19 protein-coding genes are annotated in these 23,037 nt (G+C 55.1%); 8 read left to right on the top strand and 11 right to left on the bottom strand.

The features are described from left to right. The first annotated feature begins 28 nt into the window (after positions 1-28). The 5 genes from ACLD9W_RS04930 to zwf all read left to right on the top strand — a co-directional run bounded on the left by ACLD9W_RS04930 (position 29) and on the right by zwf (position 7,010). Positions 29-1,534: a patatin-like phospholipase family protein gene (locus ACLD9W_RS04930; protein ID WP_410840975.1), complete on the top strand. Its 1,506-nt coding sequence runs from the start codon at positions 29-31 to the stop codon at positions 1,532-1,534. A 75-nt stretch (positions 1,535-1,609) separates the two neighbouring features. Then, entirely contained in the window at positions 1,610-2,701 is a 1,092-nt protein-coding gene (locus ACLD9W_RS04925) for a metallophosphoesterase (protein WP_410840974.1), read from the top strand. A gap of 42 nt (positions 2,702-2,743) precedes the next feature. Next, a complete protein-coding gene (locus tag ACLD9W_RS04920; protein ID WP_410840973.1) occupies positions 2,744-3,421 on the top strand; it encodes a TIGR02117 family protein in 678 nt (225 codons plus the stop codon). A gap of 308 nt (positions 3,422-3,729) precedes the next feature. Beyond that, positions 3,730-5,391: an LTA synthase family protein gene (locus tag ACLD9W_RS04915; protein WP_410840983.1), complete on the top strand. Its 1,662-nt coding sequence runs from the start codon at positions 3,730-3,732 to the stop codon at positions 5,389-5,391. 206 nt (positions 5,392-5,597) lie between these two features. Further along, positions 5,598-7,010 carry a glucose-6-phosphate dehydrogenase gene (gene zwf, locus ACLD9W_RS04910; protein WP_410840972.1) on the top strand — a complete coding sequence of 471 codons (1,413 nt, stop codon included), beginning with the start codon at positions 5,598-5,600 and terminating at the stop codon, positions 7,008-7,010. 461 nt (positions 7,011-7,471) lie between these two features. On the opposite strand, the gene ACLD9W_RS04905 is transcribed toward zwf, so the two are convergent. Together ACLD9W_RS04905 and ppk2 are read right to left on the bottom strand one after the other, a co-directional pair. Beyond that, the gene (locus ACLD9W_RS04905; protein ID WP_410840971.1) at positions 7,472-10,924 is read right to left on the bottom strand and encodes a PilC/PilY family type IV pilus protein; all 3,453 of its coding nucleotides are present in this window, start codon (positions 10,922-10,924) and stop codon (positions 7,472-7,474) included. 313 nt (positions 10,925-11,237) lie between these two features. Beyond that, entirely contained in the window at positions 11,238-12,167 is a 930-nt protein-coding gene (ppk2, locus tag ACLD9W_RS04900; RefSeq protein ID WP_410840970.1) for a polyphosphate kinase 2, read from the bottom strand. 131 nt (positions 12,168-12,298) lie between these two features. On the opposite strand from ppk2, the gene ACLD9W_RS04895 reads away from it, so the two are divergent. Next, positions 12,299-14,098 carry a bifunctional chorismate-binding protein/class IV aminotransferase gene (locus ACLD9W_RS04895; protein WP_410840969.1) on the top strand — a complete coding sequence of 600 codons (1,800 nt, stop codon included), beginning with the start codon at positions 12,299-12,301 and terminating at the stop codon, positions 14,096-14,098. 112 nt (positions 14,099-14,210) lie between these two features. Here the strand turns inward: ACLD9W_RS04895 and ACLD9W_RS04890 are convergent, their stop codons facing one another. After that, positions 14,211-14,621, bottom strand: a complete 411-nt coding sequence (locus ACLD9W_RS04890) for a hypothetical protein (protein WP_395428035.1) — start codon at positions 14,619-14,621, stop codon at positions 14,211-14,213. A gap of 97 nt (positions 14,622-14,718) precedes the next feature. On the opposite strand from ACLD9W_RS04890, the gene ACLD9W_RS04885 reads away from it, so the two are divergent. Next, positions 14,719-15,585, top strand: coding sequence for an ATP-binding protein (locus ACLD9W_RS04885; protein WP_395428037.1), 867 nt, complete (start codon positions 14,719-14,721; stop codon positions 15,583-15,585). Between the two features lie 6 nt (positions 15,586-15,591). Continuing rightward, positions 15,592-15,870: a hypothetical protein gene (locus ACLD9W_RS04880; RefSeq protein ID WP_410840968.1), complete on the top strand. Its 279-nt coding sequence runs from the start codon at positions 15,592-15,594 to the stop codon at positions 15,868-15,870. 166 nt (positions 15,871-16,036) lie between these two features. Here the strand turns inward: ACLD9W_RS04880 and ACLD9W_RS04875 are convergent, their stop codons facing one another. From ACLD9W_RS04875 to pilV, 8 genes are all read right to left on the bottom strand, one after another. After that, the gene (locus ACLD9W_RS04875; RefSeq protein ID WP_410840967.1) at positions 16,037-16,969 is read right to left on the bottom strand and encodes a peptidoglycan DD-metalloendopeptidase family protein; all 933 of its coding nucleotides are present in this window, start codon (positions 16,967-16,969) and stop codon (positions 16,037-16,039) included. A 127-nt stretch (positions 16,970-17,096) separates the two neighbouring features. Further along, on the bottom strand, positions 17,097-17,849 hold the full coding sequence (gene surE / locus ACLD9W_RS04870; RefSeq protein WP_410840966.1) for a 5'/3'-nucleotidase SurE: 753 nt from the start codon (positions 17,847-17,849) through the stop codon (positions 17,097-17,099). A gap of 174 nt (positions 17,850-18,023) precedes the next feature. Continuing rightward, positions 18,024-19,319, bottom strand: a complete 1,296-nt coding sequence (hpnE, locus tag ACLD9W_RS04865; protein WP_410840965.1) for a hydroxysqualene dehydroxylase HpnE — start codon at positions 19,317-19,319, stop codon at positions 18,024-18,026. Beyond that, positions 19,316-20,164, bottom strand: a complete 849-nt coding sequence (gene hpnD, locus ACLD9W_RS04860; protein WP_410840964.1) for a presqualene diphosphate synthase HpnD — start codon at positions 20,162-20,164, stop codon at positions 19,316-19,318. Before hpnD ends, hpnE begins: the two co-directional genes overlap by 4 nt. A gap of 128 nt (positions 20,165-20,292) precedes the next feature. After that, positions 20,293-20,784, bottom strand: coding sequence for a prepilin-type N-terminal cleavage/methylation domain-containing protein (locus ACLD9W_RS04855; RefSeq protein WP_410840963.1), 492 nt, complete (start codon positions 20,782-20,784; stop codon positions 20,293-20,295). A gap of 9 nt (positions 20,785-20,793) precedes the next feature. After that, the gene (locus ACLD9W_RS04850; RefSeq protein WP_410840962.1) at positions 20,794-21,291 is read right to left on the bottom strand and encodes a PilX N-terminal domain-containing pilus assembly protein; all 498 of its coding nucleotides are present in this window, start codon (positions 21,289-21,291) and stop codon (positions 20,794-20,796) included. A gap of 17 nt (positions 21,292-21,308) precedes the next feature. Further along, positions 21,309-22,421, bottom strand: a complete 1,113-nt coding sequence (locus ACLD9W_RS04845) for a PilW family protein (RefSeq protein WP_410840961.1) — start codon at positions 22,419-22,421, stop codon at positions 21,309-21,311. Then, entirely contained in the window at positions 22,418-23,029 is a 612-nt protein-coding gene (gene pilV, locus ACLD9W_RS04840) for a type IV pilus modification protein PilV (protein ID WP_410840960.1), read from the bottom strand. Before pilV ends, ACLD9W_RS04845 begins: the two co-directional genes overlap by 4 nt. Between the last annotated feature and the right edge of the window lie 8 nt (positions 23,030-23,037).

The raw sequence follows: 23,037 nt of genomic DNA, 5'->3' as shown, positions 1-23,037 counted from the left end.
CGTCTGAAAGCCTTTTCAGGACAAAAACATGAAATTCCGTTTTTCAGACGGCCGCAAAGCCCTCGTCTTTCTCGCCGCCCTCTTCACCCTCTCGGCCTGCGCCAAATTCCAATACCAGCCCGTTGCCACCATCGCCAAAGTCAACCCCGCCGCAGGCTACCGCCTCGAAACCGCCTACCGCAACAAACCGGCGGGCGACGATCTTCTGGTGGTACTGATGTTTTCCGGCGGCGGCACGCGGGCGGCGGCCTTGGGCTACGGCGTTCTCGAAGAACTCAACAAGCAAACGGTTTACAACGGCGGCCGCAAACAGACCATGCTCGAAGCCGTCGACTTGGTTTACGGCGTTTCCGGCGGCTCGGTGCTGGCCGCCTACTTCGCCCTGCACGGCCGCGACACCATCCCTTCCTTTGAAAAACGCTTTCTGAAACAAAACTTCCAGCGGCAGGTTTCCAAACAAATTTTCTCCATCGCCAATCTGCCGCGCCTGACTTCGCCCGAATTCGGGCGCGGCGACCTGTTGCAGGAGCAGTTTGAAAGCACTCTGTTCAAAAACGCCACCTTCGGCGATCTCGCCAAACACGGCAAAGGCCCCTTCGCCGTGATTACCGCCACCGATATGTCGGCGGGCAACCGCGTCGAGTTTACGCAGGAATATTTCGACGCGCTGTGCGTCGATCTGTCGGATCTGCCCATTGCCCGCGCCGTTGCCGCATCCAGCGCCGTGCCTTTGGTGTTCGCGCCCGTCACCGTCAACAATAACGGCGGCAACTGCGGCTACCGCCTGCCCGAACAAATCGTCCGCGCCGTTGCCGACGAAAACGGCAGCGACAAACTGCAGCAGCAGACCCGCCTCGAAATGCTGATGCAGGGCATCATGAACTACCAGGACAGCCGCAGCCGCCCCTACGTCCACCTGCTCGACGGCGGCCTCACCGACAACCTCGGCCTGCGCGGCCTGCTCGACATGAGCGACCTCTACGGCAAATCCGTCTACACCCGCGTCAACAACAACCGCATCCGCAAAGTCGTCATCATCAACGTCAATGCGCAAAACAACCCCGCCAGCCACATCGACAAAACTGCCGCCGTGCCCGGCCTGCGCGCCGTTGCCGCCTCCGTCATCGACATTCCCATCGGCAAATATTCGCAGGAAACCCTGCGCCGCTTCCGCGCCTTCGCCGACCAGTGGAACGCCGACCTCGACGGCTCGCAGGGCGGCAAAAAAGTCGATATGTACTTTGTCAGCCTCAACCTTGCCGACCTGCCCGACTCGCCGCTGCGCCGCCGCGTGCTCGACATCACCACCAGCTTCTACCTGCCCGCGCAGGATGTGAACAGCCTGAAAGAAGCCGGCCGCGTCCTGCTTTCGCGCTCGCAGGAATACCGCCGCCTGATGCAGGATCTCGCCCTGCCCGCCCCTGCCGCCGAACCGATTCCCGAGCCGCAGGTTCAAAGCAAAGGCAAAACGAAAGAGGCGGCCGCAAACGCCGCCCCACCCGAACAAAACCCATCCGCCACACAGGCGCAATAAGGCCGCGCCAGACAACAGGCCGTCTGAAAACGAAGCCCAACGAAGTTACCCCCGCAGCACAAACCGAAACCGCCCATGAACCACCCCGAAATCTTCATCCTCGTCGTTATCGTTTTGCAACTCTTCACCTTCGGCTTGGGGCGTTCGCTGCAATGGCTGTTTGCCCCGTTTCTGGCGCGGCGCGGCCGTATTTGGCTGATGGTACTGGCCTTTTTTGTTTCAGACGGCCTCCTTGTCGGACTCCTGCTGCAACTGGGTCATTTCATCTTCCGCGCCATGGCATTCTGGATGGTGCTGCTGCTGTTTGTGATGTACGCCGCCCTCGCTACCTTCCTGCTCCATTTGCTGCTGCGCCGCCTGCTGCCCGAAATCCGCTTGGCGCGCGCCCTGCGCCTGTTCGCGCCGCTGGCCGTCCTTGCCCTGTTCGCCTTCGGCCTCTACAACGCCTACACCCCCGTCGTCCGCCATCAAAAAATCGTTATCAACAAAAAACTCGCCAAACCGCTGCGTATCGGCATGGCCAGCGACACCCACCTAGGCATCCTTTTCGGCGGCCGCCAACTCGACCGCCTCGCCGACATCATGAAAACGGAAAAGCCCGACCTCATCCTGCTGCCGGGAGATTTGATGGACGACAACGTACAAGCCTACCGCCGCGAAAATATGCGCCCGCACCTGGCCAAACTCGCTGCCCCGCTCGGCGTCTACGCCACCCTCGGCAACCACGACTTCCTCGGCGACGAGCGCGAAGTGTACGAAGAGCTGGAAAAAGCGGGCGTGCGCGTGCTGGCCAACCGCGCCGTCGAAACCGGCGGCCTCTTAATCGTCGGCCGCAACGACGACCTCGACAAACGCCGCCCAAGCACCCGCAAACTGTTGTCCGGCCAAAATACCGCCCTGCCCGTCATCCTCCTCGACCACCGCCCGACGCAAATCGAAGAACACAGCCGCCTGCCGGTAGACATCCAAGTGTCCGGCCACGTCCACAACGGCCAAATCGCCCCCGCCAACCTCATCGTCCGCACCCTCTACCACCTGCACTACGGCTACGAAAAAATCGGCAACGGCCACTTTTTCGTCACATCGGGTTACGGCTTCTGGGGCATCCCCCTGCGGCTGGGTTCGCAGTCGGAAGTATGGATTATCGACGTGGAAGGGCGGCAATAGAGTGTCCGAACATACTTTCAGACGGCCTCCCCGCAAACCGCTATGAACATCCGCAAAGCCCTGTCCCAAACCGCCGCCGCCTTCGCCGCCGTCCTTGCCGCCTATTTCGCCGCCGCTTGGATACTCTCCTCCCTGGTCTGCCGCGAAAACGAAAGCGGCGGCGAAGTCACCCTCTACCTGCACAGCAACGGCGCGCACGCCGACATCGTCATGCCGCTCACCGACCCCGCCTTCGACTGGCGCACCGTCGCACCGCCCGAACACACCACGGGCGGCAAAAACGGCGCCGCCTACCGCCACATTGCCATCGGCTGGGGCGAGCGCAACTTCTACCTAAACACCCCGCGCTGGCGCGACCTCACCGCCGCCACCGCCCTCCGCGCCCTCAGCGGCGCCAACCAAACCCTGATCCACACCGTCTACTACACCGCGCCGCCTGCCGAAGGAGAACACACCGTCCGCTTCACCGTCTCCCGCCACCAATACCGCCGCCTCGCCGAAAACCTCGCCGCACACTTCAAACGGCAAAACGGCCGAACCCTGCCCGTCGTCGCCGCACACTACACCGCCGACGACGCCTTCTACGAAGCCGAAGGCCGCTATCACCTCTTCAACACCTGCAACAGCTGGCTCAACCGCCGCCTTGCCGAAAGCGGCCTGCGCTCCGTCGTCTGGACACCCTTCGCCGCCCCGCTGCTCGATGCCTACCGCCAGCCCTAAGGCCGTCTGAAAAACCACCCACCTCGTCATTCCCGCGTTTATGCCCCGCAGGGGTACAGGCAGGAATCTTTACCCCGCTGCGGCAGCCCGTATTTGCGGCGGACGGTTCGGCTGACGCAAGCCCCGTCGGCACAAGCTTTCAGACGGCCTCCAAGCCCAAACACCGCGTGGGCAAAAGGCCGTCTGAAAAAAACAGCAGGAAAGGCCGTCTGAAACCTCCGTCATTCCCGCGTTTATGCCCCGAAGGGGTACAGGCGGGAACGGCCTCTTTGGGCTACAATGCCGCCTTTTTACGCCCCCCGCCCGCCATGCACTACATCCTGCTCGCCCTGTTTGCCGCCGCCGCGCTGATACTCGGCGCCAAAGCCCATTACCGCTGGACGCGCTTTTTCGCCGCCTGCCAGTTTGTGTTCCTGTTTGGCGCGATGTTTGCCGCCAGCGGCCAATGGCAGCGCGGTTTGAACTTTGCCTCGGTATTGTTTGTCGTATTTGTCCTGTTTCACCGCCTGAAAATCCACTATTACAAACAGCCGTTGCTGGTTTCCGACCTTTTTCTCGCTTTCGACTGGCGCAACTGGGAAACGCTGGCGCACTACAAAGGCGCGATTGTCGCTGTGGCCGCTCTGCTGGGCATTTTGGGCTACGCGCTTTTCGGCTGGTCGGGCGCGGCGGTTTCAGACGGCCTCTGGCGCGGCTTGGCCGCCGCTGCCAGCATCGTCAGCCTGCTTTTGATGGTGCGTTACACCAAAGACAAACGCGCGGTGCAGGTGTGGCTCGATTCCCTGCCCGACGACGGCCGCGACGTGTTTCTCAACCTGCCGATGTCCTGTCGCGGCGTGTTTTTCAAAACGCCCGAGTTCGGCGGCGACGGCGCGCGTTTCAAGCAGCTTTTGGAAGCGCAAAGGCCGTCTGAACAACCCGAAAAGCAGCCTGAAAACGCCAAGCCCGACATCGTGATTTGTTTGCAGGAATCCACGCTCAACCCGCACCAATTTGATTTCCAAAGCGAAAACCTGCCGCCGCTGCCCATGTTTGCGCCGCAGGCCGACACCCGCTTTGCCGCGCCGCTGCGCGTGCACACTTTCGGCGGTGGCACATGGAAATCTGAGTTTGCCCTGCTTGCCGGCCTGCCCTCCACCGATTTCGGCGCACTCGCCAGCGGCGTGTTTTACTCCGTCGTGCCCCACATCCAAAGCGGCCTGATCCGCAACCTCAAAGCCGCAGGCTATTACTGCGTTGCCCTGTCGCCCTTTACCAAAGGCAATTACAACGCCAAAGCCGCCTACGACCATTTCGGTTTCGACCTGATGCTCCAGCCGCAGGAACTCGGCTACCCCGCGCCTTTGAGCAAAAACCTGTGGCACATCGGCAGCGACGAAATGCTGCAATACGCGCAAATGATTCTGGAAAAACGCCATCCCGCGCTGCAAAACATCACGCAGCCGATGCTGGTGTATGTGCTGACCATGAAAGAGCACGGCCCCTACCGCGCCGACACGCCCAACCATTACCGCTTGGTTTCAGACGGCCTGCCCGACAAATCCGTCGCCTGCCTCAACGACTACGCCGAGCGCATCGCCGCGCTCAACGACGCCACCGAAGCCTTCAACTCATGGCTGCAAACGCGCGGCCGCGATTATGTGTTTGCCTACTTTGGCGATCATCAGGCCAACTTTGAAACCGCCACCCCACTCAAGAAAGGCCGTTTCGCCAACCCCGATTACGTCACCCAAGCCGCTATCCGCAGCAGCCTTGACTGCACGCCGCAAGAGCAGCCTGAAATCCTCGATCTCGCCTTTTTCGGCGGTCTCATCCTCGAGGCAGCAGGCATTGCCCCGCAAGACGACTTCATGCGCGCCAACACCGCCATGCGCCGCTTATCCGGCGGCGGGCTGGAAGACTGCGCCGATAAAGATTTGCTCAACGACTACCGCGATTATCTTTACCGGCATATCAAAATCAGCGGTTAGGCCGTTTGCAAGAAGTAACGGCAAAGGCCGTCTGAAAACCCGTTTCAGGTTTTCAGACGGCCTCTTTGTGTTTGGTAAGGCTGTTTGAATGGTCAGGCCGTCTGAATGGGTGAGGCCGCCCGCTTCATGCAAGTGCCATAGACAAGCCTCTGCCGCCTGTGTACCATCGCCCGCTCTTTTTTCAGACGGCCTAAAACAGGACACCCATGCACCCCTCCACCGATTTCGACCTGGTTTTATTCGGCGCCACCGGCGATCTGGCGATGCGCAAACTGCTGCCCGCCCTCTTCAACGCCCACATCACCGGAGCGCTGCACCCGCAGGGACGCATCATCGGCGTCAGCCGCAGCCGTCTCAGCCGCGACACCTATCTGGACAGAATCCGCGAAGAAAGCAAAATCCCCTTCGGCCAAATCACGCCCGAACAATGGGCGTCGTTTGCCGCACGCATCAGCTACCTGCCGCTGGACATCGCCGAGGCGCAGGACTTCGCCGCGCTCGCCGCGCAAACCGCGCAGAAACCGCACGCGGCCGTCGTCATTTATCTGGCGACCGCGCCCAAATTCTTCGCCCAAGCCTGCCGCCATCTCGCACAGGCGGGGCTGAACGGAGAAAACGTCCGCATCGTGCTGGAAAAACCGCTGGGCACCGACCTTGCCTCCTGCCGCCGCATCAACGACGACATCGCGCAATACTTCTCCGAACAGCAGATCTACCGCATCGACCACTACCTGGGTAAAGAAAGCCTGCAAAATCTCACCGCCCTGCGCTTTGGCAACGCTCTGCTCGAGCCGCTGTGGAACGGCGAGCATATCGCATCCGTAGAAATCACCGCTGCCGAGCGTCTCGGCGTCGAAGAGCGCGGCGAATCCTACGACACCGTCGGCGCCCTGCGCGACATGGTGCAGAACCACATCATGCAGATGCTCTGTCTCACCGCCATGGAGCGCCCGAAATCCCTGTCTGCCGACGACGTGCGCGACGCCAAGCTGCAACTCATCCGCAGCCTCAAACCGCTCGACCCCGAACGCGACGCCGTGCGCGGCCAATACACCGCCGCCGACGGCTGCAAAGGCTACACCGAAGAACACAAAGTCGCGCCAGACAGCCGCACCGAAACCTACGCCGCCCTGCGCTGCGAAATTGACACCCCCCGCTGGGCGGGCGTCCCCTTCTACCTGCGCACCGGCAAACGCCTCGACACCCACACCGCCAAAATCGCCCTCACCTTCAAACCGCTTTCAGACGGCCTCTTCCCCCCGTTTGCCAACCGCATCGTTATCCGTCTGCACCCCGACGAAACCGTCCACCTGCACTTCGCCGTCAAAACCCCCGGCCGCAGCGACAGCCTCTCCCCCGCCGAAGCCATCCTCCCGCCCGCCGCAAGTGCCGCTCCCCGCCCCGGCGCCTACGAAACCCTGCTGCTGGAAGCCATTGCCGGACGGCAAAACTTCTTCAACCGCCGCGACGAACTCGAAGCCGCCTGGGCATGGCTCGACCCCGTTCTCAAACACTGGGCGCAAGACCCCGCCCCGCCGCACCCCTACCCCGCCGGCAGCCGCGGCCCTGCAGCCGCCGACAGACTCATTGCCGACGACGGCGGGCGGACGGAAGACTGACGCGTTTTCAGACGGCCGCAGCAAATCCGTCCCCACCTACATCGTGCGGGGATGACGTTTCTGAAAACGCAGAAAGCCGATACGGCAGGCTAGCAATCTTCTTTTGCGCCGCACCGGTTCGCCACAAAAGGCCGTCTGAAAAGCCTGCAAACTTTTCAGACGGCCTGAAAGTTGATATGGACAGAAACATGAACCTGAAAACGCTGCCCTATATATAGTGAGTCAAAATAAAAAAGATACAAGACAGCGAGCCGCAGACAGTACAAGTAGTACGGCAAGGCGAGATAACGCCGTATATTTTTTATTTGGGCTCACTATATTTTCCGATAGCAAAAAGCTGCCGATGATTTTTATATATTAAAGAAAAACAGCCACAAGACAGGCATCCGACTCCTGTATAGAAAACCGCCTGAAAAGTTTACAAACTTTTCAGGCGGTTTCACTTACTCACATATCACCTATTAAAAGATTTCACGCCAGCTAACTCGGCGGATAGGCGGCCGCGGCAAGTTTACTTTGAGTACATAAGTTTTACCGTCTGGCGTTTTATAAACCATTACATTATGTACAACACCACTAGAATCCGTTACTTTCAAAAGGCTGACAGTACCATTAGCACCCAACAGCGCTGCGATCGGTCCTGTTCCTTGTTTATAGTAGTCAACAATACCCGAACCTGTACTACTCAATAACGGATAAGTAACGCCCGAAGAGCTAACAGTATCGCAAGAAAGAAGAGGAGAGCTTCCATCGATGTAGCTATTCACAATCAGATATTTACCATTGCTCAAATATGGGCTGTAAATAATCTGTTCATATTGAGTAACTAGTTGTCCACCTTCCCTGTACGTCTTAGTACCCAAATCCATATACCAGCCATGCTGTTTAGTCCAATCCACCTTATTGGTGCTCAGTGTTTTGGAATCGTGAGTCTCACCATTGGCATCGGTAAATGCTTTTGTTGTAGTGCTAACTGTTTGTTGCTGAAGCTGGTTATGACCAATGATATTAACCGGAGCAAACTTCACAGCAGTCCTGTCGCGCAAACCATATAAACTTTGCGTTCCTTTTGCATAAGAAGCTTTTTTCTCCAAATAACCTTCTTGGCGATGACCTGTACCGAAATTTAAAACTGGATCACCACCTGTACCATTATCAGTACTTACAACAATTTTCGTAGTAATCGGTTGTCCGGCGCGCGTTGTGAAGATTCTCTCCGCTTTACCGGTATTATCGGTTAAGTCGAATCGCCATACATTGCCTTTTAAGTCGCCGGCGTAAGCATAATCATAAATCAAGTCGCCATCGACATCTGTCGGTGTCACATAAGCAATACCATTAGGCGCATCAACAGTTCCACCAACATTAGTACTGATGAAACGGAAGCTTGGCACACCCGTTTGCTTGTTAATCGACATTACATAGATACCGGCAGGTCCTGCAGAAGGGGTACAGTTACCATTTGTTGCATCCTCTTTCGAACACCAGCCATTACCGAACACCGCTCCCCAAGTACCATCATGGAAGCGTCCGAATACCGGTGTGCCATAAGTATTACCCAAGTTCGACCAAATCCCACCACTGGTATTTGACCATTCTCCGATAACATTTGTGGCAGAGAATTTATCGGGCTCAGTAATATCCAATGCATATACGGAACTGCCACCGGCACCCAAACCGCTTAACAACCATGTATGCCATTTGCCGTTGTAATACACATCTCCCGTTGCAGGAGAGGCATCATTGTAGAAATTATGGCCATAATGAGAATTTGAAAAATCAAGTGAATCATTCCCTTTATTATGCATTCTCTGCAAAACAGAGGACGGCATAAAGGCAAATAATTCCTGACCATCATTATTTTTGGTATCAAATTGTCTGCTCGAATTATAATTACCGCTGCGGAAAGCATGTAAGAAGCCGTCATTCGATCCAGCATACACGGCATTTACTCTACCATAATTCTGATCAGCAAAATCACGATAATCTTTTTCATCCCCAACAGCATTACCTCGGAGATCATTCCAGATCCGGTGATAATTCATATTGGAAGGATAACCTACCCATACCGGACTGGAATTAATGATATCGCCTAAGACGCTGTTTCTAACGCGGAATTTACCAACGCCTACCCGAACCTGTTCTTGGCTGCGGTCACCTTTTATATAGTCCAAACGTTGTTGGCCAGTTGTTTCGGTTTCGCCAGTAGAATACAAACTTGCTTTTTGAGCTTGAGTAAGATTTCCCCACTCCAATGATGTTCCTGCCACACCATTCCAAGTAAAGAATTTCCTAGATGTCTGTTTAGGTGTATTGGCTGCACCGGTTTCCTTACAAGCGCCGCCATTCAGATTACACGCAGCATCCCAGTTGGCTTTTTCATTCACGCCGAATTTAGCATTGTCCCCCGTTCCACTATGAACAAAGGTTCTCGCCAACAACTGACCTGACCAATCATACGGGTTGTAAAGCGAAAGATAAACCTGCGTGTCACTTACCACTCTCGCATTTGGCAAGTTCACACTGGCGCTACCTTCCGATTGCGTACTGGGCGCAGCCTTAAAGCAGGTAACTTCATGGTTGTTATGAGATCCACCTGTCGAGCCTACGAAAGCAAAACGGAATGCCCGAGGCAACGCACCATTGGTAGAGGCCAAGTCCCTATCTTTAATAACTGTCTGGTATTCACCGCCATTCCAGCTATATTGGACAGTACCCTTGTTATCAGGAGTAATTTTAATTCTATATTGAATAGGCACAGCAGTAGACCGACTTTTCGTATCAGTCCACATATAGACGGGCAAACGTTTGCTATCAATATATTCGTAATTGTATAACTTACGTTTAGGATCTTTAGAGTCTGCGGAAAGGGTAATATTGCTCTTTATATGATCTGGCAGAAACGTAGGAGTAATCGTCAACGTACCTGTACGACACATACTTTTCAGCCAGTTTTTATTATTTGCATTATCCGGCAAATTATAGCAACCAGAAGCATTACACCAACCACGTTGATTAGCACTCAATGCTGTCTCCGTCAGATTCGGAGTTGGATTACGAGTCCAAAAATATTTAAACTTGTTCCCTTCCCAAGCACGCTTCCAGTCATTCAGTTTACTTGTCGGCACAGTACCCCAACCGTTCACCCTATAAAGATCCCGTAAAAAATCGCCGGACAGCATATAGTTGATATTGGTTTTACCTGCGCCACGAATACCGATAGCATTAAATGATCCATTGGGATATTTGAATTCCGGATATCTTCCTTCATCCCTAGCATCTACCCAACTTCCATCTTTCCGCTTACCCACGCCTGTACTGGTACTATCTTGAGGGCCATTGACGAAGTTACCGAATTCATCCATACCGATGGCCAAATATCCGCCATCCACACCACTATAGATCGGGTTATCGTTGGCACAGGTATAGCCCAACGATCCGCCATTCGCACCAATGCTGACAGGACGGTCTGCATCTAACAAATAAAAAGACATACCGTCAGCACCGTTACCACCCCATACATAAGTGGTAAAGGTAATCTCAACACCTTCATTAGTCGGAAACGGAACTTCGGAAACAATACCGCCCACACGGTGGTTGGTCGCAGGCGTCAGGCGCAAAGCACCGCTACCCACATCATCTTTCTTACCGGTTGCGCACGCACCCGGAGTGCCTGAAACGGTCGCTGATGCGGTTTGGCTGCCTGTTCCGGCAGTCAAACAAGCCTCGTTTACGGCAGTTGAGTCAGTCCTACTGGTAATGCCGCTACCCGGCTGCGGCATATACCATCTGTTTTTGGTTACACCCTTTGTGAAATCCTCTTCGATAACCAGTGCACCAACCCCGCTTGTCGAAAACAGCGTGATAGCGGCCAGCACCGCCGAACAGCATGGTTTTAATCTTAATTTATTCATTTTGTTTTCCTTGTGTTTACTGCGAAATGACAACATTCCAAATCAACCGTCTTGCCGCCGGATGTTTTCCCCGCATAAATTTAAAACATAGTTCTACCAGCTCCCGTATTATATCGTAATATTTTCAATTCAAACAAACATTTTTACTTTTATCAGACAAGCGACTATGCAACAAAATTTGCCAGCCGTTGCACAACGAGCCGCTAATTTCCTGCATCCTAAAAACAGCAGCGAAAAGGCCGTCTGAAAAGCCTACAAACTTTTCAGACGGCCTTTCCCCGCCGCTTGCGGCGGGGCATCGCGTTTGGCGGCGTCAGTCGCCGATGATGTCCATGTTTTTGTCTTTAAACTGCGTGTTCGGCACTTTGACAATCAGCGGGTCGATTCTGCCGATGGCTTTTTCGTCTTTTCCCGGATAGTCGAGTTGGTGCAGGAAGTAGCGGATGCAGTTGAGGCGGGCGCGTTTTTTGTCGTCGGATCGGATAATCGTCCAGGGCGCGTCGCCGGTGTGGGTGTGGAAGAACATGGCGTTTTTCGCTTCTGTGTAGTCGTCCCAGCGGTCGAGCGACTGGATGTCGACGGGCGAGAGTTTCCAGTGTTTCAGCGGGTCGTCGCGGCGGGAGATGAAGCGGCGCAGCTGTTCTTCGCGCGATACGGAAAACCAGAATTTAAAAAGATGCAGGCCGCTGTTGACCAGCATGCGCTCGACTTCGGGCGCCTGGCGCATAAAGAGCAGGTATTCCTGCGGCGTGCAGAAGCCCATCACGCGCTCGACGCCGGCGCGGTTATACCAGGAGCGGTCGAAAAACACCATTTCGCCCGCAGTGGGCAGGTTTTGGATGTAGCGCTGGAAATACCATTGGCCGCGCTCGGTTTCGGTAGGTTTTTCCAGCGCAACCACGCGGGCGCCGCGCGGATTGAGGTGTTCCATAAAGCGTTTGATGGTGCCGCCTTTGCCCGCGGCATCGCGGCCTTCAAACAGGCTGACGATGCGCTGGCCACTTTCCTTCACCCAGCTTTGCACCTTTAAAAGCTCGATTTGCAGCTTGGCTTTTTCCTTTTCGTAGACGCGGCGGCTCATGCGCAGGCGGTAGGGATAGCTTTCGGGCAGCGGCGCGGTGCTGGAATCCTCGCCCGTTACCTTGCCGCGGTGCTGCAACACTTCTTCTTCAAACACTTGCAGGCGGTCTTTGCTTGCGTCCACGTTCACTTCTTCAAAGGGTTTCAGTTGGTGGTCTGTCATGTTTTAAAGCTCCTTTCGTTAAAACTGCCGTCGTTTGACAACAGCGCAATTTTACGCTCATTGACACAAACAAACAAATTGCCGGCCGCGCCGGTGCGGCTATAATCCGCCCTTTTTTCCGCCCCAGAACCATGTCCGGATTCGTCCTTCTCGACGACGCCGTTTCCCGCCGCGCCGTCCTCTACCGCAAACTGCAATACAGCGATTTCCTGCTTTCAGACGGCCTCTCCCGCCTCGGCGGTCTGCTGCAGCAAGGTTGGCGGCGCGGCCTGCACGCCTTTATTGCCGCCGACTATTCTTTCGGCCTGCCGCTGCAAAAACTGCCGTCTGAAAAGCCGGGCACGCTCGCGCTGCACTGGTTTGAATCGTGCGCCGACACCGATACCGAATCCGCATTAGCTGCGCTTTCAGACGGCCTTTCCGATTCCCCCTGCGGCATCTCTGTGCCGAGCCCGTCTGTTTCCGAAACCGAATACCTCACCCACATCCGTGCCATACAGCAAGCGATTGCACGCGGCGACTGCTACCAAATCAACTACACATTCCGCCTTGCACTCACGGCCTACGGCAGCCCCGTCGCGCTTTACCGCCGCCTGCGCCAGCCCGTGCCCTACGCCGCACTGGCCTGCCTGCCCGACGCAAGCGGCCGCGAAACGTGGACGCTCTGTTTTTCGCCCGAACTATTTTTAAATATCCGTTCAGACGGCCTCATCAGCACCGAGCCGATGAAAGGCACCGCGCCGTTTGTGGGCGACGGCCTCGACGACACCCGCGCCCGCGCCTTGCAGGCCGATCCGAAAAACCGCGCCGAAAACGTGATGATTGTCGATTTGCTGCGCAACGACTTGGGCAAAACCGCCGAAACCGGCAGCGTGCGCGTACCCGAGCCGTTTAAAGTATCGCGCTTCGGCAGCGTGTGGCAGATGACCAGCCGCATCGAAGCGCAGGCGCGGCGCGGCACAAGTGCGGCAGACATTTTCCGCGCCGCCTTCCCCTGCGGCAGCATCACCGGCGCGCCCAAACGCAAAAGCATGGAAATCATCGGCAGCCTCGAAACCGCACCGCGCAGCCTTTACACCGGCAGCATCGGCTTTCTCAACCCGTGCAGCGGCGGAATCGGTTTTGAAGGCACGCTCAACGTGGTTATCCGCACGCTGACCCTCTCGCCGCGTTCAGACGGCCTTTGGCAGGGCGAATACGGTGTCGGCTCCGGCATCGTTGCCGACAGCGACCCGAAGGCCGAATGGCGCGAATGTGGCTGGAAAGCGCGTTTCCTTACCGAGCTGCGCCCCGACTTCGCCGTGTTTGAAACCCTGCGCGTGGAAAACGGGCAATGCGCTTTGTTAAACAGGCATTTAGGCCGTCTGAAAACCGCCGCCGCCGAGCTCAACCTGCCGCTGCCGCCCGATTACGAAACGCAAATCCGCAACCGTATCGCCGCGCTGCCCGACACGCCCGCACGCCTGAAAATTATGCTTTCTTCAGACGGCCTCGCGTTTGCAAGTGCCGCGATTGCCGACTTGGACACGCCGCAGCGCGTAACCGTATCGCCCGAAACCCTGCCGCGCCGCGACTATCTGCGCCGCTTCAAAACCACGCGCCGCGCAATCTTCGACGCGGGTTGGCAGGCTGCGGAGAAGCAAGGCGCGTTTGACAGCCTGTTTTTCAATTCAGACGACCTCCTGCTCGAAGGCGGCCGCAGTAATGTGTTTGTCAAACATCACGGCCGCTGGCTTACGCCCGCTGCGGATTTGGATATTTTGTGCGGCGTGATGCGGCAGGAAGTGCTGGACAATCCGCAGCTTTACCTCGGCGCAGACAGCGTGTCCGAAACGCACATCACGCGCGAAATGCTGCTCGAAGCCGAAGCCATCCGCCTCACCAACGCCCTGCGCGGCGTGCTGGCGGCAAAGCTGTTTGAGGCCGTCTGAAACGCCTGTCCGGTTTTCAGACGGCCTCCGAACACAAGCAATATTTGCCAAACGGCAAAAGGCCGTCTGAAAACCCTTTTTGGTTTTCAGACGGCCTTTTTTACGCAGCGCATCAGTCGATCAGCGCGTCTTTCCTATGGCGGTAGTGTTTGATTTTCAAGGCATAGCCCGCCACGGTCGGAATCAGCGCAAGTATGGTTTTGAACGTCCACGAGGCATACCACGGCTTGTTGATCACGATGGTATCCGCCGATGTGGCCGGGATAACGATGCTCTGCGCCGCATACCAGTCGAGAAACGGCCACCAGCAGGCAACCAGCAGGCCGAGAAACAGCGGCCAAAGCAGGCGTGCACGGTCGCGCTGCCACAGCAGAAACAGCAGCACAGCCCACACCAGCGTCAGCACGGCAATCAGCAGCGCCGTCTGCCCCGGCGCGCCGAAATAGGCAGCGGCGAAATAGGTCAGCACCACCCACAGGCCGGCCAGCACCGCCATAATCAATTCTTCCGGACGTTTGAACATCATCTGCTCCTGAGCGAAAAACCGCGCGAATATACCGCAAAACCGCCGCTTTGGATATGGTGTAGAATGCCGCCTTTTCCCCGACGGGAGGGCAACCGTGAAACTGAAATCATTTCTGCGCCAAGCCTCTTCGGTGTTAAACCGCCTCGACACTTGGCTGCCGCCGGAAAACCGCGAACCCGACTGGCGCGCCACGGCCTACCGCTGGCAGAAGGCGGGCAGCGGCGGCGTGCTCGAAAGCCTGCCCGCGCCGCACACTTTCCCGCTGTCGCGGCTGGCGGCGGTGGACGCGCAAACAGCGCGGCTGGTGCGCAACACCGAGCAGTTCGTCTGCGGCCGCCCCGCCAACAACGTGCTGCTCACCGGTTCGCGCGGCACGGGCAAATCGTCGCTGGTTAAGGCGCTGCTGCACGAATACGCCGCGCGCGGCCTGCGGCTCATCGAAGTGGACAAAAGCGATTTGGCCACCCTGCCCGCTCTGCTGGACGTGCTGGCGGCGCGGCCGGAGAAATTTATCGTGTTCTGCGACGATTTGTCGTTTGAAGAGGGCGAGAGCGGCTACAAGGCGCTGAAAACCGCGCTCGACGGCGGCCTGTCGCAGCGCTGCGCCAATGTGCTGGTTTACGCCACGTCCAACCGCCGCCACCTGATGCCCGAATACATGGCCGACAATGTCGGGCGCACCGGAGTGCGCGGCGAAGTGCACCAGAACGAGGCGGTGGAAGAAAAAGTTTCGCTGTCCGACCGCTTCGGCCTATGGCTGAGTTTTTATCCTTTCGATCAGGAAGACTATCTGCGTGCCGCCGCCAACTGGCTGGATCACTACGGCCTGCCTTTCGACGACACCGCGCGTCAGGCGGCGCTCAACTGGGCGCAGATGCGCGGCAGCCGCTCCGGCCGCACAGCCTGGCAGTTTGCCTGCGACTGGGCGGGCAGGCTGCCGCAGGAGCGGGTGGCGGATTAGGGTCTGTTGACATACAGCATCGCGGCGGTGTTTTTGATAAAGGCAGACCGAATACCCGCACAGCGAAACCAATATATTGAAGGCCGTCTGAAACTTTCAGACGGCCTTTTTGTTTGCACGGACGTATTAAGGGCTGTTGACAATCAGCCTTGCGGCGGTGTTTTTGGTAAAAATCCGCGCCTGCCGCGTCAAAAATGCTCGCAAGATGTCCATCTTGCTGTGCTTTTTTCCTTGCAGACACGGATTTTTCCTCAAAAAACCGCTTCGCAAGCTGAATATCAATAGCCCCTAGGGTGTGTTGACATTCAACATTTTGGCAGCTTTTGCGTCCTAAAACGGCATCTGCTGCGTTAAAAACACTCGCCAATGGACGGCATTGGCTCGCGTTTTCGCCTTGCATCTGCCATTTTATGCCGCAAAATCCGCTTCAAAAGTTGAATGTCAACACACCCTAGAACGCGACGTAGTTGACGGGATTGACGGGTTTGCCGTCCTGCCGCACTTCGAAATGCAGTTTCACGCGGTCGGCATCGGTGTTGCCCATGCGGGCGATGGTTTGGCCGCGTTTGACGAAATCGCCTTCTTTCACTAGCAGCGCCTGGTTGTGGCCGTAGGCGCTCAGATAGGTGGAGTTGTGTTGGACGATAACGAGGTTGCCGTAGCCACGCAGGCCGTTGCCCGCGTAAACCACTTTGCCGTCGGCAGCGGCAACAACCACTTGTCCGGCTGTGCCCGCAATGTCCACACCTTTGTTGCTGCCGCTGAAATTGGCGACGACGTTGCCCGCAGTCGGGCGCTGCCAAGTGATGCCGGCAACGGTGCGGCTGCCGCCCGAAGGTGCGGGTGTGTGCGTAACGGCGGGGGCGGGCGTTGCCGCAGGCTGGCTGACGCTTGTCTGAGCGGCGGGAGGCGTGTAAGTCGGCGCGGGGGTGTGCGCGGCGGCGGGAGCGGAATAGCCCGACGGTTTGACGCGCAGGGTCTGGCCGACGCTGATGTTATTGTCGATCAGGTTGTTCCAGGCGCGCAGGTTGTCTTGGCTGATGTTGTAGCGTTTGGAAATGTTGTACACGGTGTCGCCACGGACGACTTTGTGGGTGGCAGCGTTGATGTCTACGGGGGCGTAAGAGGGAACGTAGGTGCCGGAAGCGGCGGGAGGCGGCGTGTAGGCAGGCGGAGGAGTGTAAACGGCGGCACCGGTTTCGTTTTGCGGATGGTAGGGCTCGGCGCCGTAGGGGTTGCCCTCGGCAGCCGTGCCGCTTTGAACACCGGTGGCAGTGCTGCCGCCTTCGACGACGGGCGCGGCGGGCTGTTGCAGCCACGAGCAGGCGCCCAGCATCAGGACGGCGGCCAGCGAGCCGGTTTTCAATACTGTCTTGTTCAACATATTCTTCTTGCCTTCTTGGATTGGTGGGAGATTCGAGCGGGCGCTATCATAATCAAAGCGTGCGCCCTTCTCAACCCCGAAGGGCGCGGCGCGGCGGCTTATCGGGCGGTCGGACTGTAAAATCGCGTTATAGCGCCGCTTTCTGCCAATACCTCGCGGTTTCGCTTTGCCGGTTGTAGGCGGTGAGGTCGATTTGCAGCGGGGTGATGGTGACGAAGCCCGCGGCGCATTCGGCAAAATCGGTGCCCTCCTCGCTGTCGGCCGCCTCGCCCGCCGCGCCTATCCAGTAAACCTGCTCGCCGCGCGGGTTGCGGGCGGGCACGATGCTCTGCTCGTGGTGGCGGCGGCCGAGTCGGGTGATTTTGCAGCCGCGCAAATCTTCTGCGGCAACGGCAGGGATGTTGATGTTCCACAAAACGGGTTCGGCGGGCGGCTCGGCGGTGAGGCGATCCAAAAGCTGCCATGCGGCTTTTTCGGCGGTCGGCCAGTAGCGGTCGCTGTGGTCGTCGAGCGAGAAGGCGACGGCGGGGATGCCGAGCAGATAGGCTTCGGTAGCGGCGGCAACGGTGCCCGAATAGAGGGTATCGTCTCCCATGTTGGCGCCGTGGTTAATGCCCGAGAGCACCAAATCGGGGTTGAAGTCCGGCAGGGCGTGCAGGGCGAGGTGGATGCAGTCGGTGGGCGTGCCGCTGACATAGTAAAAGCCGTTTTCGGCTTGGCGCAGATGCAGTGGGCGGTCGAGGGTGAGCGAGTTGCTGACGCCGCTGCGGTTGCGCTCGGGGGCGACGACGCGCACGTTGGCAAATTCGGCGGCGACGCGGGCAAGCACGGCGATGCCCTGCGCCAGATAGCCGTCGTCGTTGCAGATGAGGATGTTCATTCGGGATGTCCTTTCGGTTACGGCCCGGTTTGCCGCTTCTATGCGGATGCCCGCCGCTTGGCAAACGGGCTTTGAGGCCGTCTGAAAAGGCCGCGCTTGGTTTTCAGACGGCCTCAAAGCCGTTTTTGCATCATGCGGCAGGCGTTTGAAGACGAAGGGCAAACAGGCCGGAGTTTACACGCGGTTTAAAATCAGCTCTGCGGCCGTCTGCCCGCTTTGCACGGCAGCTTCGAGAGTGGCGGGATAGCGCGGGTGGAGATAGTCGCCCGCGGGATAGATGCGGTTTTGTTGCAGCCAGCGGCAATCGGGAATCTGCCGCCCGGCTACACAGGCGGCGGTGGCGCGTTTTTCGGTCAGGACTTTGGCTGCCAGAGGCGCCCCGAGATTGGGGCAGATGCGGCGCAAATCGGCATCGGCACGACTGATCCATTCTTCGGCATCGTTGATGCCGGTTTGGTCGGAAGTGCTAATAACCGCCGCCACTTCGCGCCCGCTGCCACCGAGACTGCCGCGTCGGAAAAACCAGTGTACCGTCGCATCGGTAAGACCGCACATCGGCGCGGGCAGCCCGACGTCTTCTTGGTAACGCAGATAAACGGTGGTAATTGCGTGACAGCGGATGCTGTTAAAGGCCGTCTGAATTTCGGGCGGCGTTTCAGACGGCATCAGTACGGCGGCATGATAAGGCGCAACGGCCAAAACCACGGCATCAAAATCCCCTCCGTCCACCCGCACGCGTCCGTCGGGCAGAATCTCCAAACGCCCTACCCTGCGGCCGAAGCGTACTTCGGCACCGCGGCGGCGCAAAAACGCTACGGCGGGATCGGCAAGCAGGCTGCTTAACCCGATTTTCGGTAACAGGTAATCAGCTGCGTCCTTTTCCGCCCACACACCATCATGCAAAACCGCCTGCAAAGCATTCAGGCTGGCCGTTTCCAAAGGCGTGTTCAACGCCCCCAGTACCAACGGCCGCCAAAATTGCGCCGCCAAACGCGGCGGACATTGCTGTTCCGCCAGCCAGCGGCCGATGGGCATGTCGACGCCCGTTCTGTTTTTCAGCCGCCTCATCTGGCCGAGCAAAGCTGTTTTTTCCGCCAACTCGATATTCTTCGCCCGCAGCACGCCCCAAACAATATGCAGCGGCGCAGGAAGCGATGAGGCCGTCTGAAACTGCAAGCCGTCGGCCAGATGCCATTGCAGCGGCAGACGTTCGCAGCTTTGCCGCTGGTCCGCACCAATTTTGTCGAGCAAATGGCGTACGCTGCGGTAGGCGTGAAGCATGATGTGCTGGCCGTTGTCCAAAAAAGTAAAGCCGTCATGCCCCGCCGCCAAAGATTTCGCCCTGCCGCCCGCCGTTTTTCCGGCTTCAAATACGGTGACCTCGGCAGCGTCGGACAGTCTGACGGCGGCAGACAGACCGCTCCATCCTGCACCGATGACGGCAATTTTCTGTTTCACTTTGTTTTTCATGGGTTAAATCCAAACAGCCAGGTTTTCAGGGCAATCCGCTTTTTGCGCGGCGAGGGAATGGCGGTTTTGTAACGCAGCACGTTGGCCGCACCGTCGCGGCGGATTTCCTGTAACAGCGCGCAGTACACCGCTGCCATCACCAATCCCGCCTTTTGTTTTTTATAGTCTTCAGACGGCAGCAGGGCGCGCGCCTCGCGATATGTCTGCTGCGCCCGCTTGATTTGGAAATCCATCAGCGCGGCAAATTCGGGGGTTGGCCGAGCCTGCAAAATCATATCCTCCGTTACACCGAAGCGGACGCACTCGTCCTGCGGCAGATAAATCCGCCCTATACGCGCATCCTCGCCGACATCGCGGATGATATTGGTCAGCTGCAAAGCCAAACCCTGTTTTTCCGCATACAGCAGGGTTTGGCCATTGGAAAACCCCAGAATCCGCGCAATCAGACGCCCCACTACGCCGGCAACGCGGTGGCAGTACAGCGACAGCGCGGCAAAATCGGCATAGCGCACCTGTTGCAAATCCATCTGCATGCCCTCAATGATTTCTGACAATTCTTCGTGAGGTAGTGAAAAATCCGCCGCCACCTGCTGCAAAGCACGGTTTACCGGATGTTCGGGGAGGCCGTCTGAAAAAACTTTAACCAAATCACCGCGCCACCATTGCAAAGAAATATTGGCAACCGCAGCATCCGAACAATCGTCGGCCACATCGTCCAACTCGCGGCAAAACGCATACAGCACAATCAAAGCGTCACGTTTTTCCTGATCGAGAAAACGAAATCCCGCTAAAAAATTGGAGCGGCTGGACAATACTTTTTCACGGCAATATTCCAATGGCTGCATTTGTATGATGCGTTACGTATTTTGAAAAGGAAGCGATTGTAATGTGATTCGACGGGACAAACAAACAGCCCGCGAACTGAAAACAGATTCGCGGACTGTTTGTTTGAGGAAGCTATTGGACATTCAAATTATTTCACAACACAGGGGGAAGTCGTCTGAAACGCTTTTGCTGCCGCTATATTCGCTGCCCTATTGTTTCCGATACAGGCATAATTGGCACCCCTGCTGTCTGCCCAAGCTGCATAACGATAATCTGAATTTTTAGGCACGGCATAGACTTGGAAGCCAACCTTGTAAGCATCAGCCGGAGATCTTGTAATGAATGAAACATTAAAGTCGTATTTTTTCCTTATTTCGGAGTCAATTATTTTGTCAGCCTCAGTTTTGAGCTTTCCTTCTGTTTTGATGTCATTCTCAAAATAACTGGGTTTTTTAACCATTTCCGATTTGAAAAAAGTGGCTGCCTCAGACATTTCCGATTGGGCATAAGCCAGATTGGTTTTTTCCACATGTTCCCGATAAGAAGGAACCGCGATTGCGGCAAGAATACCGATAATGGCAACAGTAACCATCATTTCGACTAAGGTAAAGCCAATGTAATCCCATTTTTTGTTTTTCATTCGGATTCCCTAATCAAGAGTAGCAGCAACATATGACTGAAGCATCACTACAGTATTTTTATTTTCTCCCCAAGCTCTCACTGTAACACGTAAAATATCTTCATCATTTTCCTTCCCGATTCGTTCAATTAAATATTTAGGATTTCGAGAAACCGGGATTTTAGGTTTTACAACATAATCAACAGCTCTGGATTCCCAACAACTGTCTTGAGTACTGTCACACGACCCCTCCCAAACAGGATTTTTATCACCAGGCATACATAATCCCTCTCTACTGCAACCTGGAACTGTCGGAAATTGGCTTAATTTAAGACTGCTGATCTTAGCCTCCCCCCCTCGTAATGCAGATTCAGCCACCTGCATTGCCATTTTTCTATCTGCATCATTGCTGCTAATCCTGCTCTCTGTATTAAATGACTGTGCCGCCGCCAATACCATAACTGCCAATACAAGCATCATTACCATAACCACAGGCAATGAAAACCCTCTTTGCTTTATTATTTTCATAATAATGTTTTCCTGTCTTAAAATTTCACTTCTTGCTGGAAACCACGATCAGCACAAAAAGCACCTGCACGTACCGTAGCATCAATATAATAAGTTTGAATATCAGATGCCGAACCATTAGAATTTTTTCCTGCGATTAAATCCCCCCCTACTCCTTTACCTTGGAGTTTAAGACGCAATAACGTTGGAGGAGGAGCTTTTGCTCCTGTCAATATTGCTTTTTGAAATTTAATTTTTGCATCATTATTTTTTTCAGTGCACGCAGGAGAAGAGGCATAATAACCAAACTGTATATCCCAACTATCTACTCCTGCCAATAAAAGTTGCGGCTCTCCAAATGTACCATCAGCATTCATCTGAAACAGGTACAAACCTCTATCTCCCCCATTAGGTTGACCAACTGCATATACGTTAATGGATTGCCTAAAAATGGTTGCATTGTTTACATCCACAAGGGGAACTGGTATTCCAGCAACCTGTAACTGTTGACTAGCATAAACTTTTTTTGCTCCAGAAAACCTCTCCAAAGTGGAACAACTGCTAACTACAATAGGAGCATCAGCATGACCACTTAATTCTGCCAACTCATCTGTTTGAGGAACATTAACATTAAAAAAATTACCACTTACTTTAGCATTACCAGAACCAACACCATATGTAAATAATAAAACGTTATTTCCTAAAAAAGAGAAATTAGAATTTAACCATTTACGAGCATCCGTAACAGGTATTAATTTTACACCCTGATTTTGTTCATTCTTATAAAGCAAATCATCCAATCTATTATGACTGACATGATTATTATTCTTATGCACCCCATAGTCATTAAGAACGATTTTACTATCAACACTTTGCTTAGATAAATTGAAACATCCGAAGAAACCAGCCATTCGTGCATCACGCACAATCATATTGGTTGCGTTTCTCAAATCTTGCTGTACTTGAAGGCGGGCATTAGCTACAGTACTCAATTTTTGAGTTACCATAAAACCAGAAGCTGCCGCAACTAGAACAATCATACTCAATACAGCAGCCACTAAGAGTTCAATCAAAGTAAAGCCAGATATATGTATCCGTCGCCCATAAATACTAGACAACATATTAATTTTTATATTCTTATTACTCATCATTGCCCATCTTTCAAATATGTTTGATAACTTACTGACTGGTTTTCCGCCTGCACTCCAGAAGAATTTGGATCTACTAAAGAAGAATTTGGATCTACTAACCACGCTATCTTGATAGCAATATTACCACTACCGCTACATTTAGCATCAAAAGTACCATCAGCCATAATCTCTGGTTTATCACTTAAATCATTATCTTCACAAATTCGCCATTTAACCCCCATATCCCCCAGCTTGCCTGATTCCAATTCCTTAGAAAAATTAAATAGTTGCCACGCAGCCAATTGGTTTAATGTGTATTCATTATATTTTGGCTCATTTTTAGGCATTTTTGTATCATCTGATTTATAATGCCCATATTTTTTTTTAGTCCAAGTTCCAGCATTATCCAACTCCAATTCAGGGTTAGAAAGCATTCCCTCAATCAGATTTTGAGCCGCTTGAGCTGCAATGGTTTGTGTTTCTGCTTCTCTAACACTACTCACAGAGCGCAACTGTGTCGCCAACAACGCCAAAATTCCCAAAGCCAAAACAACAACAGATACCAATACCTCTACAAGCGCAAAACCTTGAACTCGTAATTTATCTTGAGAAATATTTACAGACTTCATGCTACATA

The sequence above is a fragment of the Neisseria sp. WLZKY-1 genome, assembly GCF_046546535.1.
GTDB lineage: Bacteria > Pseudomonadota > Gammaproteobacteria > Burkholderiales > Neisseriaceae > Neisseria.
Note: the sequence above shows the minus strand (reverse complement) of the source record. Positions and strands in the feature narration are given on the sequence as shown.